The following is a 15,555-nucleotide window of genomic DNA, read 5'->3' on the forward strand; positions in this document are numbered from 1 at the left end:
AGCATTTTTTCTCAATTATTCTAAATAAAATCCAGAAACGCGCTATTTTGGAAGCTTGAGACTCCCGATAAACTCATCAAGAGACCCTGCTTTTACCCTTTCGAGCACTTTGGGCAATTCTTCAGCAATCCTGAATGCCATATCAGGGCTGATGAAGTTTCCGGTTCCGATCTGCACAGCCTTTGCTCCTACCAGCAGAAACTCCGCGGCATCCTCTGCGGAGGTGATTCCTCCAAGCCCCATGACCGGAATCTTTACCGCATTCACGGCCTGGAACACACAGCGCAGCGCTACGGGCTTGACTGCTGGACCGGAAAGACCTCCGATGACGTTTGCAAGGCGCGGGGTACGGCGTTCTATATCAACAGCCATGCCTGAAAGGGTGTTTATGAGTGACAGGCCGTCTGCACCGCCGTCCTCTGCAGCGCGGGCACATACGGTTATATCAGTAACGTTGGGGGAAAGCTTGATGATGACCGGCTTATTACCGGCATTTTTCTTAACCGCTTCCGCAACCTTTGCTATCTGGCGCGGGTCCTGCCCGAAAGCGATGCCGCCCTCTTTAACGTTGGGACAGGAAACGTTCACTTCAAGTGCGGCAACCCCCTCTTCTCCGGCCAAGACTCCGGCCAGTTCGCCGAACTCAGCTGCATCAGTGGCATAGAGGTTGGCCAGCACGGCCAGATTTTTCCATGGCAGCTTAGGGAGCTTTTCCTTGATAAAAACCTCAACACCGGGATTCTGGATACCGATTGCATTGAGCATACCACAAGGTGTTTCCGCAATTCTGGGCATGGGATTGCCTTCGCGCGGCTTCAGAGACAAACCTTTAACCACGATACCACCGAGGCTTTCGAGGTCACCAAAACGCTTGAACTCAAGACCGAAACCAAAAGTTCCGGACGCGGTCAGAATGGGATTCTTGAGCTTCAGTCCGGCAAAATCTACTGACATATCCATTTATTAATCCTCCAGACTGAGTTCGGTTGCTTTGAATACAGGGCCGGTAGTACAGACCTGGGTGTGATGTCCGTCGTCATCCTTGGCAACACAGCCGAGGCAAGCTCCTACGCCGCAGGCCATGCGATTTTCAAGGGAGAGCTCGGCATCTGCGCCGAATTCGCGGGCTGCACTCCAGACTGTCCGCAGAAAAGGCATGGGACCGCAGGCGGTAACAAGGCCTTCCTTGTCGGCATATTCTTTTACCAGCTCCCGCACACGGGCAATGATGGTCTGGATATCTTCAGGCTTTGTTTCACGGATGTCTTCCACTGCAACATTCCCGGCAATGGACTTGTAAGGATAATTCTCCAGCGGTGGCCGATGAGCAAAAAACAATTTAAGATTTTCAGGCTGCGAATGGGTGTCGACATATCCGCAAAAAGGAGCTAACCCCATTCCTCCGGCGAGCATGAGCACAGGACGGTCCACAGGTTTACTGAAAAAAGTTCCCAGCGGACCCCAGACATTAACCAGATCGCCTTCCTTGAGCTCAAGCAGACGCTCGGTTCCGCGTCCCACTACCTGAAAAAGAATGGTCAGACTGGTATCGTCTGCGTTACAAATGGAAAAGGGACGACCCCAGACAAGGTCCAGAGGCCACGCCAGAGGTCTGATCATGACGAACTGGCCGGCTCTCCAGCCGTTATTCCAACCCGGGTATTCGAGTTTGAGTTCCACTATCTCCTCTCCGGGCGAGGAAAGTCCGAGGGCCTTGACATCAATGACTTTAACAGCCCTGCAATTGTTTGCACCCATGATTTAATCCTGTAGATGTTTGCTGTCCGCATAAGGGCGGCACCAGCGTGATACATTATGAATGAACATAAGCCAGAAATTCTTGCTCCGGCAGGAGACCAGTCTTCTTTTCTTGCGGCAGTAGCCGCAGGAGCAGACGCAGTATATGCCGGACTTAAACATTTTTCCGCCCGCATGGAAGCTTATAATTTCGCTACAAGCGAGCTTGCTGCTCTTGCGGAGCTCGGCCGGGCACACGGCGTGCGCACATACATTCCCATGAACACCCTCGTCAAGCCGGAAGACATGGAATCCGCCGCCCGCCTGATTGATCGTGTCAGCCGCACCGTCAAACCCGACGGCCTGATTGTTCAGGACCTCGCCATGGTCGATCTAGCCCGTCAGGTCGGGTACGAAGGTGAGCTTCACCTGTCCACCCTCGCCAACGTCACTCACCCTGCTGCCCTGAAAGCTGCGGCAGAGCTGGGCGTCAACAGGGTCGTAGTTCCCCGCGAACTCAACCTCGACGAAATTAAGCAGATGGCCGATGCCTGCCCGGAAAACATGACTCTTGAAATGTTCGTGCACGGGGCCCTCTGTTACTGCGTATCCGGTCGCTGCTACTGGAGTTCCTTCTTCGGAGGCAAGAGCGGGCTGCGCGGCCGCTGTGTGCAGCCCTGCCGCAGACTCTACGGAGGAGCCCGCCGCAAGGATCAGCCCAAACGCCTTTTCTCCTGCCTCGACCTGGGCCTGGACGTACTTACCAAGCCGACCCTCTCAATCCCTCAGGTTGCATCATGGAAGATCGAAGGACGTAAAAAAGGACCTCACTACGTTTTCTACACAGTTACGGCCTACCGGATGCTGCGCGACAATCCCAACGACGCAAAAACCAAAAAGGATGCCGTGGAGCTTCTCAATCTCGCTCTGGGCAGACCCACATCGCACTCGGTATTCCTGCCGCAACGCCCTTATACCCCGCTTGATCCATCCAACGAAACCGGTTCCGGTTTCCTCATCGGCATCACCAAGCAGGAAAAGGACGGAAAACCATATTTCACCTGCCGCGAAGAACTTCTTCCCGGCGACTTTCTGCGCATCGGCTATCAGGACCAGCCGGGTCATCAGACCCTCAAGATACGCAAATACGTTCCTAAAAGAGGCAAGGTCTCCATTCCGGTAAAAGGAAAAACCCGTCTCATGTCCGGCACTCAGGTTTTCCTCATCGACCGCCGCGAGGAAGGATTGGTTAATGCGCTGAAAAAACTGGAAACAGAGCTTTCCAGAATCAATACCCCGGAAAAGACAGCCAGCGATATAAAGCTGCATCTGCCCGGAGCCTGCATTGCACCGGAACGGACTGCCCTGCATACCCTGCAGCGTAATCCTCCCAAGGGCAAAACCAAATTCGGCACTGATGTGTGGCTTTCAATGAACGCCCTCAAAAGAACCCCGCGTCCTGCCGTGTCAAAGATCTGGTGGCACCTGCCTCCGGTGATCTGGCCCAACGAGGAAGCCGAGATCAGAAAGGAAATTGAAATCTGCCTGAGCGGCGGAGGTCGCGATTTCGTTCTGAACGCTCCATGGCAGAAAGCCCTTTTCCCGGAAGACGCAAATACACGTTTCCACGCAGGGCCGTTCTGCAACGTTGCCAACCCGTTGAGCATCGCCATGCTTGCCGATATGGGATTCAGATCCGCCTATGTAAGCCCGGAGCTTTCCCGCGATGATTTCCTCGCCCTGCCTTCAGCCAGCAGACTGCCGCTGGGCGTGGTTGTATCCGGCATGTGGCCGCTTGGTATTTCAAGGATCATATCCGAAGAAACCCAGCTCATGAGTCCCATATACAGCCAGAAAAAAGAAATCTGCTGGGCTCGTCAGTACGGACAGAACTACTGGATCTACCCCGGCTGGCCCCTTGACTTGTCCGCCGAGCGCAAGGTTCTTGAAAACGCCGGATACTCCATGTTCCTCGATATTCAGGAACCGTGGCCCAAATCCGTGCCGGAACCGAGCAGAACCAGCAACTTCAACTGGGATCTCAGCCTGTTGTAAATCGCCATAATCCACAAAGGGTTCCATGCTTCAAGTTTGGAACCCTTTTTCATTCCCCGAAAAAACTATCCGAACGTCCTGCTGTCCCAGCCAAGCATAGCTCCGTCAAGATTCTCAAAATCAATATATACACGTTTTCCATGCACACGCAGTTCTCTTGCCAGAAAAGCGCACAGCCTTTCTGCAATCGGAGCACATCGATCCTCCTGCAGGCCCAGACTTTTGAAAGTCACCAGTGCAGCCGGCTCAAGTGTCCCTGAAAAAGACATCTTCAAGCCGTCGTTAAACAGTATCATTACATAGCTTTCAGGTTTGCCGGCAGCCTCGGAAACAACCTTGGAAAGCTTTGCAACAAATTCATCCGCCTTGGCACCTACTTCGACATTGGTTTCTACACGAACGTAAGGCATACAATCCTCCCTTAAAGGCCACTTTCCTTAATCATTTTTCGCAGATAATCCGCAGCCCTTCTGCCCTTCAGCGCTTTGCCCCACAACTCCGTCACCATTTTCTGGTGCAGTTCAAGGGCTTCCGGTGCTGATGTTAACATTCCCACGCCAAGTCGTACATTGGGAAAATCAGTTAATTTGTAAGGGCTGAGACAAAGTGTGGAGCGCTCAGGCTGACGGAAGATCTGGAAATGGGTGCTTGGAACGGAATCGACAAGAATACCTATCTGCACACCTATTGGCTGCTCTTCAAGAAGGTTGATTACATTTTCCACTTCACGGCGGGCCACCTCACGCCTTTCAAGGAGCACTTCTTCCGGCAGGTCGAAAGTTCCAACAAAACCGTTCCGCAAGAACTGTTCCAGATTTGTTGCAGACGCAAGATTGACCATTCCCGGACAGCGTTTCCTGTACCCTTTCTTACGCTCTTTCAGAACGGCAAGGACCTCGGATACATGCCTCTCAACTTCGGCACTCCCCTGCAGCTCACTTGGTAAACCTTCCTTTATGGAAATCATGAGGTATTTATCAAATTCGTCAGTGGTCAGGAGATAGGAAACCAGTCCGAACATAACCGAAAGATGTTCCGACTCCGCTTCATTCTGACGCATTCTTTCAAAAAAACTTATTGCTGAGGAGATATACTCAACACCGACTCCCATAAGGGAAGTGAGGGATACCCCGAACAGCTCGGCAATGCTTTCCAATGTCTCCAGCTTAGGCGGGTCACCCTTTTCATAGCGATACAGCGCTGCCCGCGAAATACCTATCCTGGCAGCAATCTCTTCTGCACTGTACTTGCTGCCCAACCTGAAAGCTTTGAGTCTCTGGCCTATTTCTTTCGGACTAAGTTCACTCATCCTGAAAACATCTCCATATTTATATGATGGATTCTCATTTGCCATCTTTGTAATCAATTGTGAACCAAAATCTCATTTTTGTGAACATTTTTTTCATTTGTTTCAAAAATTAGATTTTTCTTGACAATAATCTCTTTTCTGATTCATTTCTAAGCAATCGAAGACTGTGTTTTGTTACGATTCAAGTACTTCCGGGAGGAATCTTAAGACCGGTCCCCTTCAGGTTGGCCTGTCATGTTGAGCCGTTCAGGCCGTTCTTCCAGCTGCCGGACACAAAATCGAATCGAAAAAATGCAAGACGCAAAATTTAAGCCCCGCAGGGTCCTATCAGGCCCCCAAGAGGCTTCTGACAGCACGGTTTCACAAATACTCAGGAGGCTTTCCAATGAAATTTTTCGGACGCATTGTCACTTTCGCACTGGCTCTGTGCCTGGTTGCGGGCGGCGTTGTTGCAGCAGAAGCAGCAAAATTCGAAGCTCGTATCGGTCACCTTGAATCTCCCCTGCAGCCCCGCCATCAGGGACTTGAAAAAGTAGCCGCACTGGTAAAGGAACGTACCGGCGGAGAAGTGGAATTCAAACTCTTCCCTTCCTCCCAACTCGGTAACCAGCGCCAGATGAACGAAGGCGTACAGTTCGGCACTATTGAGGGAACCGTTTCTCCCGCAGCATTCCTCGGCGGCTTCAACCCCGCAGTATCCATCATGGACATTCCCTTCCTACTGCCCGTTGACCGTGCACAGGCTCAGGAACTGCGTCAGGGCGCATTCGGCAAGGAAGTCCTGAAAACTTTCGACTCCAAAGGTTTCAAGGCAATCGCAACCTGGCCCAACGGTCGCAAGAACTTCACTTCCAGCAAGCCCCTCAACACCCTGGCTGACTACAAGGGTCAGTCCTTCCGTGTAATGGATTCCAAAATCCTCATTGAGCAGTTTGCAGCAATCGGTGCTTCCGCCATCGCCCTGCCCTTCGGCGAACTCTACACCGCCCTGCAGAACGGCGTTGTTGACGGCGAAGAAAACCCCCTTGACACCATCCAGCGCATGAAGTTCTACGAAGTTCAGAAATACCTGGTAATGTCCGAACACGGTGCAATGGAAGATTACATCCTCTTCAACCCCATGTGGTGGGAATCCCTGCCTGCCAACTACCAGCAGATCATCATTGATGCCTTCCTTGAAGTAATGCCCAGTGTTGAGCTGAACAAGGAACAGGCTCAGAAGGATGCTCTTGAAGTAATCAAAAAGGCCGGAGTACAGGCTTCTCCCCTTTCCGATGCTGACCGTGCTGAAATGCGTAAGCTCATGTACCCCAGAACCAAGGCTGCCTACCTTGCACGTGCAGGAGTCACCGGGCAGAAGCTGATCGATCTTTACGAAAAAGAATACACCAAGATAGTAAAATAGTTTGCATTCATATTGCGGCGGGAGAACGCGTGTTTTCCCGCCGTTTTTTTCAGGAGTTACACATGCGGAAGTTACTGGGTTCCCTGCTCGCGGGAATACGAATCATCGAACGGATACTGATCATCTCAATCAACCTGATCATGGTCGGACTTTACACATTCAACGTGCTGGTGCGTGAAACAATGCCCCAGTACGCCAGCACTTTCGCATGGATTGACGAAGCAACCCGCCTGCTAATGGTCTGGGCCGTATTTCTGGCCCTTGGCCTCGCCCTTGAACGGGGCCGTCAGGTTGCGGTAACCACACTTTTTGAAAAACTGCCCGAACTGCCCCGTAAAATAGTATCGGTCATTATCAACCTTACAGGAGTGGTATTCAGCTGCTATCTGGTCAAGCTGGGCATTGAACTGGTCAAATTCGTCATGCGTACAGGACAGTTAAGCCCAACTCTGGGCCTGCCCATGTACTGGCTCTACGTTGCACCGACCATAGGATTCTCCCTGCTGGCCCTGCGCTATGCACTGGAGCTCTCCGGAGTCAACGACCGTCATTTCCGTCCCGTTCTTGTCGCGACCAAATAGTAAAGGCAGGTAAATAAACATGACTCCCGTAATTATCCTCATCGCCCTGCTGATGCTTGTCTGCGGCTTTGAAATGCTGCTTGTGCTGGGCGTGCCAGCATTCCTGACCAAGGCATTCATTTTCCCCCGCATACCAGACCCGGTACTTATTCAGAAGCTGGTCGGCGGAATCAACTTTTCCACCCTGTTGGCAATTCCGTTTTTCATCTTCGCCGCAGAACTCATGGCTTCCGGCCAGATAGCCAGACGACTGACCGATCTTATCAAATATTTCACCGGCCACCGCCTAGGCGGCATCGGCCATACCACCATTGCAGGTTCCATGGCTTTCGGTTCCGTTTCCGGTTCCGCTCCGGCCACAGTTGCAGCCATGGGTAAACTCATGTACCCGGAACTGCGCAAGACCGGCTTCAGTGAAAAATTCAGCCTCGGACTGATCATCTCCAGTGCTGAAACGGCTCTGCTCATTCCGCCCAGCATCACCCTGATCATTTACGGCTGGATGACCGGAACTTCCATCACCGGCCTGTTCATCGGCGGACTTGGTGTCGGTATAGCACTAGGCCTTGCTTTCTGCGCACTTGTCATGGTCGAATCCATCCGCAAGGGAGTCGGGCGCGGCGAAAAGACCGCCACCCCGTTCTGGACCGTTTTCAAGGATGCCGCATGGGCACTAGGCCTTCCGGTCATCATCCTCGGCGGAATCTATTCAGGTCTGTTCACCCCCACCGAGGCTGCAGCTGTATCCGTTGTTTACGCTATTCTGATTGAAGCATTCGTTTACAAGAACCTGTCCCTTTCCCGACTGATAAACATCACCGAACGGGCGGCCATCTCCACCACCATCATTTTTATCCTGCTGGCCATGGGCAGCGTCCTGTCCTACTTTGTCACACTGGCTCAGGTTCCGGTCCTGATCACCAATTTCCTCACCGACATCCAAGCCGGTCCGCTGACTTTCCTGATGATCGTAAACGTGGCTTTCTTCATTGCAGGCATGTTCATCGACCCCAACTCGGCCCTGCTGATTCTGGTTCCGCCCCTGTACCCCGTTGCCCTGTCCATGGGAATCGACCCCATCCACTTCGGCGAAATCGTCTGCCTGAACATCTGCATCGGCATGATCACTCCGCCCTTCGGCCTGGATATTTTCGTGGCCTCATCAACCCTTGAGAAGCCTGTAATGGCTATCATCAACGGGGTGTGGCCGTTCCTGTTTATCAACATTCTGGTGCTGATTCTGGTTACCTACGTGCCCGGTCTGGCTACCTTCCTGCCCAGCCTCATTGCACCCTAAACAGGACTTTTATTTATGATGAACGCACCAGCACACGGAATGGGAACCGGACCCAGATCCATGGCTCCGCACCCGGTCCCCCAGACGGACCCCAGCCTTGCGCATCTCACCGGAGATGCAGCCCGGCTGTTCAAGGAACTTGAAGACCTGTCCAAAGACAAGTCCGGGGTATCGCGGGCCTCATACGGACCGGGAGAATGCAGGGCTTTCGATATGATAGAGGAGTTTGCCCGTTCTGAAGGACTGCACACCAGCCGTGATGCAGCAGCCAACCTAGTCATTGAACTTGAAGAAAGTGCCCATGATCAGGAATACATCCTTGTCGGCTCCCACCTCGACTCAGTGCCGCAGGGCGGCAACTACGATGGAGCAGCCGGAGTAATAGCCGGGCTTCTCTGCCTCGTTGAAATGAAGCGGACCGGATTCAAACCCGAAATCCCGGTCAGAGTCATTGCCCTGCGCGGGGAAGAAAGCGCATGGTTCGGAGCCTGTTACCTCGGGTCCAAGGCCCTGCTCGGCAAGCTCGACGAATCCGAACAGGAGCTGACCCAGCGAGACGACGGACGCACCCTGCGTGAACACATGGCCGACTGCGGAGCCGAAGTCAGCCGCATAGCTGCCCGCGAAAAACTCATCGACACTTCCCGCATCAAGGCGTTCTTCGAGTTGCACATTGAACAGGGCCCGGTCATGATCGCCCGCAATCTGCCTGTTGCAGCGGTAACCGGGATCAGGGGCAACATCCGCCACCGCCGGATCAGCTGCATCGGCGAAGCAGGACACTCCGGAGCCGTACCACGCTGGCTGCGCCACGACGCCGTTTTTGCCACCTCGGAACTGATCACCCGTATCGACGACCACTGGACCACCATACTCCAGCACGGTGGAGATCTCGTGGCAACCTGCGGCATTCTTTCCACCGATCCGCAGCACCATGCCATGTCGCGCATTCCCGGCGAAGTGACCTTAAGTTTTGAAGCGCGCAGCCAGTATGAGCACACACTCGCTGCCATAGAAGCCCTGCTTCATTCAGAATGTGCGACCATAACCTATGAGCGTAAAGTAAAGTTTGAATTCGACAGGCCGGTTAAAACACCGCCTGCTGTTCTGGATGAAAATCTCATTGAACGCATAAACAATGCTTGCATGGAAGAAGGGTTACCTGTAGAAGCTATACCCAGCGGCGCAGGACATGACGCTTCGCTCTTTGCCAATGCCGGAGTTCCCACCGGGATGATTTTTGTGCGCAACCGCAACGGTTCCCACAATCCCGAAGAAGACATGGAAATGGATGATTTCATCCGCGGCATATCGGTTCTTTACCGCACAATTACGGAGTTCAACCTATGAGCACGCAAATTACCATCATCAGACCTGACGATTTCCATCTTCATCTCAGGGACGGAGAGATGCTTTCAGCTGTGCTGCCGTACAGTGCGAGAATTTACGGGCGTGCCCTTGTAATGCCCAACCTCATTCCTCCGGTTACGACTGCCGAGCAGGCCGAAAATTATCGCAGACGCATCATCGATGCGCGTCCCGAAGGCTCACATTTTGAGCCGCTCATGACCTGCTATCTGACCGACTCCACCAGCCCGGAAGCCCTCAAGGCCGCCTATGCGGTACAGGCATTCCACGCTGTAAAGCTTTTTCCGGCCGGGGCCACAACCAACTCCGCAAGCGGTGTTACCAACATCAGAAAAGTCTATCCTGTTCTCGAAGCAATGCAGGAAATAGGTCTGCCTCTTTCGGTTCATGGAGAGGTTGTTGACCCCGAAGTAGATATTTTCGACCTTGAAGCCGTCTTCATTGAGCGCATTCTCAAGCCGGTCCGCAAGACGTTCCCGGAACTCAAAATAGTTTTCGAGCACCTTACCAGCAAGGAAGGCGTTGATTATGTGTACGATCAGGATGAGAACATGGTCGCCACCATCACCCCGCACCACCTGTTGCTGACCCGCAACGATCTTTTCAAAGGGGGGATGAATCCTTACATGTACTGCCTGCCTGTTGCCAAGACATTCAAGGATCGCGAGGCAGTACGCAAGGCGGCTATTTCCGGCGACGAAAGATTTTTCCTGGGCACTGATTCCGCTCCGCACCCGGCCGCAAACAAGGAAAAGGCCGGAGCAGCGGCAGGCATTTTCAATGCCCCGACTTCTCTGGGATACGTAACCCAGGTTTTCGATGAGCTTTCCGCTCTCGATAAACTGGAAGGATTTACATCCATATACGGTGCCAGATTCTACGGACTCTCTCCCAATGGCAGCACTGTTACTCTGGTCAAACGAGATGAACCCGTGGAAATGGACTGGCAGATCGAAACAGGGGGCGATGTCGTAAAGATATTCAAACCCGATACTCCCTTATTTTGGGATTTGGTTGATTGATAGAGGCTGAACCGTTATATTCCGGTTCAGCCTTTTTTCCGCGATAAAACAACACAAGGAGAAACAATGGTTCCCACCAGCTTTCCGGACAAAGAGACCATCGCTGAAATCACAGCGAAAATGCTGATTGAAGTTAAAGCCGTACACTTCCGTGCGGATGAACCTTTCAAATTCACTTCCGGCTGGGCCAGCCCGGTTTACATCGACTGCCGCAAGCTTATTTCCTTCCCCCGCGTCCGCCAGACCCTGATGGATTTCGGTGCTTCCGTAATCCTGCGCGAGGTTGGTTTCGAGTCCATCGACTGCGTAGCCGGCGGTGAAACCGCAGGTATTCCCTTTGCCGCATGGCTTTCCGACCGCCTCATGCTCCCCATGCAGTACGTTCGCAAAAAACCGAAAGGATTCGGCCGCGACGCACAGATCGAGGGCGATTTCTCTGAAGGCGCAAGAGTACTGCTGGTTGAAGACCTGACCACCGACGGCCGCAGCAAGATCAACTTTGCCCAGGCACTGCGTCGCGCAGGTGCAGAGTGCACCCACACCTTTGTTCTCTTCCACTACGGAATTTTCCCCAAAACCAAGGAAACCCTCGCCGCAGCAGGACTCGAAATGCTCTCTCTCGCAACATGGTGGGATATCCTCAACGTTGCCAAAAAAGATAAGTACTTCGACAGCAAATCCCTGGACGAAGTTGAAAAGTTCCTCAACAATCCCGTGGAATGGTCTGCAGCCCACGGCGGCGTTTCCACCTATCCTGAATAAATCGATGCTCCTACTGTCTTCATTTCCAAGACCATAAAAGCCTCGAAAGCCAAGATACAATAATAAAGGGCGCAACATCATGATGTTGCGCCCTTTATTTTAAAATAACCTGCTATTCATCGCCCGTAAATGGCAAAAAGCAACCGCCGGAGGCAAAAGGAGCAAGCTAGCCCTGCTCTCCATATCCGTAAGAATCATAGCAAAGCTTCTCGCCTAACAGCTAGTGGACCTTTGGAATCCCCATTAGCTTACCGTCATATCTCTATATCAAAATACCTGCTGTCTCCGGCCCGCCTGTACGTAAAACACTTTGACTCGTCCAGACCAAGCTTCGCATGAATTCCATCCAGCCACTCTGTCCTGCCGAAGGCATGAGTCGGGACAAACACCTGTGGCTGAACAACCTCAACAAATTGAGGTCCGCCAGCCAGATTGCTCAACCGACGATCCACGTTTGAAAACGTTACATGCACCTTTTCAGACGCGACTTTTCGCACGGCATCCCTGAAAAAATTTCTCACAAAATTACGCTCAGCAAGGGACGCGTTATCCCAATCCCAGCATGCCAGATCGCCACCGTTGTAGATCTTAAGCCTCTCCGGAGTTCTTATTATATACGCCACCCCAAGGTCGTTGGACATCATGGTTTCAATGCCAAGCCCCTCAAATTCATATTTGGCATCTGGCTCCACAACCAGAACATCCCGAAAACACATATTCGGAAACATCTCCTCTATATCATCAGAAATAACAGCCTTTAGCGAAGTCGCTCCACTGCATACATCATGGTAGTCAGGTGCGAAATGGTCAGTATGGCTGTGGGTGAAAAAGGCTATCACATCACGGGCTGCCACAGCTCGCTGTAATGCCTCCAGAGCCTTTGTTGTTCTGAAACGCTCTGAAGGAATATCAAACACATAGCAGGAGGCACCAGCGTCCAGAACAAAACAGTTATGGAATATGTGCGTAATGCAGATCTTCATGATGGATTACTGATCCTTAAGTTCATCAAGGTAGGCGCGGCTCACCGGGAAATAGACATGCGACCATGAAGTCAGATGACCGGCAAGGAACTCCGCTTCAGGCCCGGAACCGCAGAAAAGATCAACTCTGGTGTCCTTGATCGCTCCGCCTCTGTCCTGAGCCATTACTATCTTTGCTACGGCCTCTCGGGTATCCTGCCCCTGTACGGGAATCCGGGTTGTTAGAAGAGCCAAAGACCCATGCGGAATGACCGAAGTATCAGTAGCTATGCTCGCCATGGGTGTAAGTGGACATGCCATTGAGCCGAACGGTCCTTCATCATCCAGCCGGAAAAAAACATAACTCGGATTGGTTACAAGCAGTTCCTGAATCATCTGCGGGTTTTCCTTGAAGTATGCTCTTATCTTCTGCATGCTCATGCCCTCTTTAGACAGAATACCGCGCTCAATCAGTTCCTTGCCGAGCGAAACGTACTTCAGGCCGTTTTTTCCGGCATAGAGAACATGCTTTATGCTACCGTCTGGAAGAACAAGCCTTCCAGAGCCCTGAACCTGAAGCATAAAAATATCAACCCTGTCCTTTACCCAGGCAATCTCCAGCCCCTGCCCCTGAAGAGCTCCCTTGAAATCTATATCCTCACGATCATAGTAGGGAACCGCTTCTCCATTCTCTGTGCGGTAAAGCAGTGTCTGACCTTTCCAACGATGGTGAAACTTACCGAGATCAAGCTTTTTCATATCCGCAGGAATACTGTAAAGCGGATAGGGATATTCCGGATCAGGGACAAGCGATGCCTCAAGATACGGCTCGTAATACCCTGTCAGGAGAGTCCGCGGAGTAAGTTCATACCAGACAAAATTCTCACTCAACAGTTCAGGGGAACTTTCAAGTAATGGGAGAATCTGCAGAAAATCCTCATTGGTTCTGCGAAGCATTTCCCAGCTTATCTCAAACTGTCCGTATCTGGCGGCAATCTCATTAGCCGGTCTCCTTGAAAGATACTGCAGATTATGCCTGATAACGTTTTCAAGACTCATCCACGAAAAATTCGGTCCAGATTGGGTATAAAGTCTGTTGATTAAACCTGTTACCTGAGTGCTGTCGACTTTGACATATCCCTTCGAAGGAAGGGCCTGAACTTCCACCGGGGCTCTGGATGAACATCCTCCGACCACAAGCGACATAAACAATAATATCGTAGCTAAATAAAACCTGAACATCTGATTTAAACGAAGCATATACAAAGACTCCCAATATCATATATTATTGTGTCCGGCACTGGATTAATTTCCGGAACTGACTTATAAACAACAACGTATATTCAAAATACTTATTACTACCCGCTAATACAAACCGGGCATTCAGAATCAACAAGACAAACAGAGACAAATGATGCGAATTTACATTGTCTTACTTATAACCATTGCAGCTTTATTTACCAGCACAACTAATGCCGCAGCCAGATGGGACCTGATTCTGCTTACTACTTCGGGACTGAATGGTCAGTTGCTCCCCGAACGTGAAAAATCCGATAGCAACTCGGAAAGTATGGTACGTACTTTCGGAGGATTTGCAAGAATTCAGTCAGTATTTGAATCATATAGGGCAAAATACCCCGGCATCTGCCTGACCTTTGCTACCGGCGATGATCTCATGGGTGAATCCCTGACCAACGAACAGGGAAAAACTGTTTTCGGAACCATGAACCTGATGGGCTTTGATGCATCAACTCTAGGCAACCACGAGTTTGATCGCGGCACAAATTTTCTCATCAAGTGCCTTGAGAACAAGAATTTTCCTACCATTGCCAGCAATATAAACATACCCCATGGCAACAAGCTTCAAAAATTCATCCAGTCCAACATTATCATCGAAAAGAACTACCTGAAAGTTGGCATTATCGGCATGGTTCTGCCGGCCCTGTCCATGATCTCCAATCCTGGGCCGGATATTTCAGTAGATACGAACATTATAGAATCCGCACGTGCAACGGCACTAAAATTGAGGCATGACGGTGCAAATCTAGTCGTTCTTCTGAGCCATCTAAACATTGATGACCAAGCAATAATTCTTGAGAATGTGCCGGAAGTGGACATTGTCTGCGGGGGACAGAGTCACAAGGATATCCTGCCCGGACAGGAGATTGTGGCAAGAGACGCCCTCACCCCCGGCCTGCTGGTACAGTGCGGCAGCCATGGACGCTTTGTGGGCGTCCTGAAAGTAAAAATGAAAAACGGACTCATTGATCACCATGAGTGGACCATAATACCTGTAACAGATCAGGTTGAATCCGACCCGAAAATTGCTTCCTATATTGAATCGCAGACAAGCAGAAACGATTTCAATGAAGTCTTAACTAATTCCCCCGTAGAAATCGATACCAGAGTTGAGCTTATCAGGATAAGTGAGGCTCCAGTGGGGAAGCTTGTAACAAATATCATGAGAGAAAGATTTAAAACAGATATAGCTTTTCAGAACAGCGGAGGCATCAGGGGAAATAAGAAACTGCCCTCAGGGCCGATCTCAGGCAGCGATGTAAACCAGATGTTCCCCTTCGGCAACACCATCACCATATTGAAAGTAACAGGGAAAGAACTGAAAGAAATCCTTGAAAGATCAGTCCATAAACTTCCTGCTCCATCCGGAGCCTTCCTTCATACTTCAGGGATACAATATTCATTGGATCTTACAGGCACCCCGCAAGAACTCGAATTCAATGATATAGGCAAACCAGTCAGTGTCAAAACGCCCGGAACACGTATCTCCGATATAAAAGTACTTGATGGTGACGGAGTATTTCATCCGATCAATCCAGACAAAAAGTACTCCATAACAACGAACTCCTTCCTTGCCCGGGGCGGTGACGGCTTTCTCACGCTTAAAGATGCATCGGAAAAGGTCGAAACCTTCATCAAGGTACGCGATGTGATAAAATTAGGGCTGTTGGATATGAAAGAAATAAGGATAAAAAACAATCCCTATGTATTTACCAGACAAGGCACTCCTTTTTTCCAATGAAAACCTGAATGAACCAG

The 15,555-nt window shown here is 51.1% G+C and carries 14 protein-coding genes; 8 read left to right on the forward strand and 6 right to left on the reverse strand.

What is annotated here, in order from left to right:
• Positions 1-42 precede the first annotated feature (42 nt).
• On the reverse strand, positions 43-960 hold the full coding sequence (locus N7E73_RS00005; protein WP_432736562.1) for a dihydroorotate dehydrogenase: 918 nt from the start codon (positions 958-960) through the stop codon (positions 43-45).
• Between the two features lie 3 nt (positions 961-963).
• The gene (locus N7E73_RS00010) at positions 964-1,758 is read right to left on the reverse strand and encodes a dihydroorotate dehydrogenase electron transfer subunit (RefSeq protein ID WP_432736563.1); all 795 of its coding nucleotides are present in this window, start codon (positions 1,756-1,758) and stop codon (positions 964-966) included.
• Between the two features lie 57 nt (positions 1,759-1,815).
• Here N7E73_RS00010 and N7E73_RS00015 point away from each other — a divergent pair, with 57 nt between their 5' ends.
• Positions 1,816-3,792: a U32 family peptidase gene (locus N7E73_RS00015; RefSeq protein ID WP_432736565.1), complete on the forward strand. Its 1,977-nt coding sequence runs from the start codon at positions 1,816-1,818 to the stop codon at positions 3,790-3,792.
• Positions 3,793-3,857: 65 nt separating this feature from the next.
• Here the strand turns inward: N7E73_RS00015 and N7E73_RS00020 are convergent, their stop codons facing one another.
• A complete protein-coding gene (locus N7E73_RS00020) occupies positions 3,858-4,202 on the reverse strand; it encodes a phenylpyruvate tautomerase MIF-related protein (protein WP_432736566.1) in 345 nt (114 codons plus the stop codon).
• Between the two features lie 11 nt (positions 4,203-4,213).
• Positions 4,214-5,101, reverse strand: a complete 888-nt coding sequence (locus N7E73_RS00025) for a helix-turn-helix domain-containing protein (protein WP_432736568.1) — start codon at positions 5,099-5,101, stop codon at positions 4,214-4,216.
• A 385-nt stretch (positions 5,102-5,486) separates the two neighbouring features.
• Here N7E73_RS00025 and N7E73_RS00030 point away from each other — a divergent pair, with 385 nt between their 5' ends.
• The 6 genes from N7E73_RS00030 (at position 5,487) to N7E73_RS00055 (ending at position 11,536) form a co-directional block, all read left to right on the forward strand.
• Positions 5,487-6,506, forward strand: coding sequence for a TRAP transporter substrate-binding protein (locus N7E73_RS00030; RefSeq protein ID WP_432736569.1), 1,020 nt, complete (start codon positions 5,487-5,489; stop codon positions 6,504-6,506).
• A 62-nt stretch (positions 6,507-6,568) separates the two neighbouring features.
• Entirely contained in the window at positions 6,569-7,087 is a 519-nt protein-coding gene (locus tag N7E73_RS00035; RefSeq protein ID WP_432736570.1) for a TRAP transporter small permease, read from the forward strand.
• A gap of 19 nt (positions 7,088-7,106) precedes the next feature.
• Positions 7,107-8,384 (forward strand): TRAP transporter large permease, encoded by a 1,278-nt coding sequence (locus tag N7E73_RS00040; RefSeq protein ID WP_432736571.1) that lies wholly within the window; start codon positions 7,107-7,109, stop codon positions 8,382-8,384.
• Between the two features lie 15 nt (positions 8,385-8,399).
• Complete coding sequence (locus N7E73_RS00045) at positions 8,400-9,734, forward strand: Zn-dependent hydrolase (RefSeq protein ID WP_432736573.1); 1,335 nt, start codon at positions 8,400-8,402, stop codon at positions 9,732-9,734.
• A complete protein-coding gene (gene pyrC, locus N7E73_RS00050; protein ID WP_432736574.1) occupies positions 9,731-10,774 on the forward strand; it encodes a dihydroorotase in 1,044 nt (347 codons plus the stop codon). Before N7E73_RS00045 ends, pyrC begins: the two co-directional genes overlap by 4 nt.
• Positions 10,775-10,840: 66 nt before the next feature.
• Entirely contained in the window at positions 10,841-11,536 is a 696-nt protein-coding gene (locus N7E73_RS00055; protein ID WP_432736576.1) for an orotate phosphoribosyltransferase, read from the forward strand.
• Positions 11,537-11,790: 254 nt separating this feature from the next.
• Here N7E73_RS00055 and N7E73_RS00060 read toward each other — a convergent pair whose 3' ends face one another.
• Both N7E73_RS00060 and mltA read right to left on the reverse strand, forming a co-directional pair.
• Entirely contained in the window at positions 11,791-12,519 is a 729-nt protein-coding gene (locus tag N7E73_RS00060; protein ID WP_432736577.1) for an MBL fold metallo-hydrolase, read from the reverse strand.
• Positions 12,520-12,525: 6 nt separating this feature from the next.
• Positions 12,526-13,704: a murein transglycosylase A gene (gene mltA, locus N7E73_RS00065; RefSeq protein WP_432736579.1), complete on the reverse strand. Its 1,179-nt coding sequence runs from the start codon at positions 13,702-13,704 to the stop codon at positions 12,526-12,528.
• Positions 13,705-14,230: 526 nt separating this feature from the next.
• Here mltA and N7E73_RS00070 point away from each other — a divergent pair.
• Positions 14,231-15,538 (forward strand): bifunctional metallophosphatase/5'-nucleotidase, encoded by a 1,308-nt coding sequence (locus N7E73_RS00070; protein WP_432736581.1) that lies wholly within the window; start codon positions 14,231-14,233, stop codon positions 15,536-15,538.
• Positions 15,539-15,555: the final 17 nt, after the last annotated feature.

Source organism: Maridesulfovibrio sp. FT414 (assembly GCF_050916235.1).
Classification (GTDB): Bacteria; Desulfobacterota; Desulfovibrionia; order Desulfovibrionales; family Desulfovibrionaceae; genus Maridesulfovibrio.

What these genes read in the sequence shown, in the direction of transcription:
- N7E73_RS00005 (WP_432736562.1), bottom strand. Translation starts at nt 960, where the DNA reads ATGGATATGTCAGTAGATTTTGCCGGACTGAAGCTCAAGAATCCCATT.
- N7E73_RS00010 (WP_432736563.1), bottom strand. Translation starts at nt 1,758, where the DNA reads ATGGGTGCAAACAATTGCAGGGCTGTTAAAGTCATTGATGTCAAGGCC.
- N7E73_RS00015 (WP_432736565.1), top strand. Translation starts at nt 1,816, where the DNA reads ATGAATGAACATAAGCCAGAAATTCTTGCTCCGGCAGGAGACCAGTCT.
- N7E73_RS00020 (WP_432736566.1), bottom strand. Translation starts at nt 4,202, where the DNA reads ATGCCTTACGTTCGTGTAGAAACCAATGTCGAAGTAGGTGCCAAGGCG.
- N7E73_RS00025 (WP_432736568.1), bottom strand. Translation starts at nt 5,101, where the DNA reads ATGAGTGAACTTAGTCCGAAAGAAATAGGCCAGAGACTCAAAGCTTTC.
- N7E73_RS00030 (WP_432736569.1), top strand. Translation starts at nt 5,487, where the DNA reads ATGAAATTTTTCGGACGCATTGTCACTTTCGCACTGGCTCTGTGCCTG.
- N7E73_RS00035 (WP_432736570.1), top strand. Translation starts at nt 6,569, where the DNA reads ATGCGGAAGTTACTGGGTTCCCTGCTCGCGGGAATACGAATCATCGAA.
- N7E73_RS00040 (WP_432736571.1), top strand. Translation starts at nt 7,107, where the DNA reads ATGACTCCCGTAATTATCCTCATCGCCCTGCTGATGCTTGTCTGCGGC.
- N7E73_RS00045 (WP_432736573.1), top strand. Translation starts at nt 8,400, where the DNA reads ATGATGAACGCACCAGCACACGGAATGGGAACCGGACCCAGATCCATG.
- pyrC (WP_432736574.1), top strand. Translation starts at nt 9,731, where the DNA reads ATGAGCACGCAAATTACCATCATCAGACCTGACGATTTCCATCTTCAT.
- N7E73_RS00055 (WP_432736576.1), top strand. Translation starts at nt 10,841, where the DNA reads ATGGTTCCCACCAGCTTTCCGGACAAAGAGACCATCGCTGAAATCACA.
- N7E73_RS00060 (WP_432736577.1), bottom strand. Translation starts at nt 12,519, where the DNA reads ATGAAGATCTGCATTACGCACATATTCCATAACTGTTTTGTTCTGGAC.
- mltA (WP_432736579.1), bottom strand. Translation starts at nt 13,704, where the DNA reads ATGTCGCTTGTGGTCGGAGGATGTTCATCCAGAGCCCCGGTGGAAGTT.
- N7E73_RS00070 (WP_432736581.1), top strand. Translation starts at nt 14,231, where the DNA reads ATGGGCTTTGATGCATCAACTCTAGGCAACCACGAGTTTGATCGCGGC.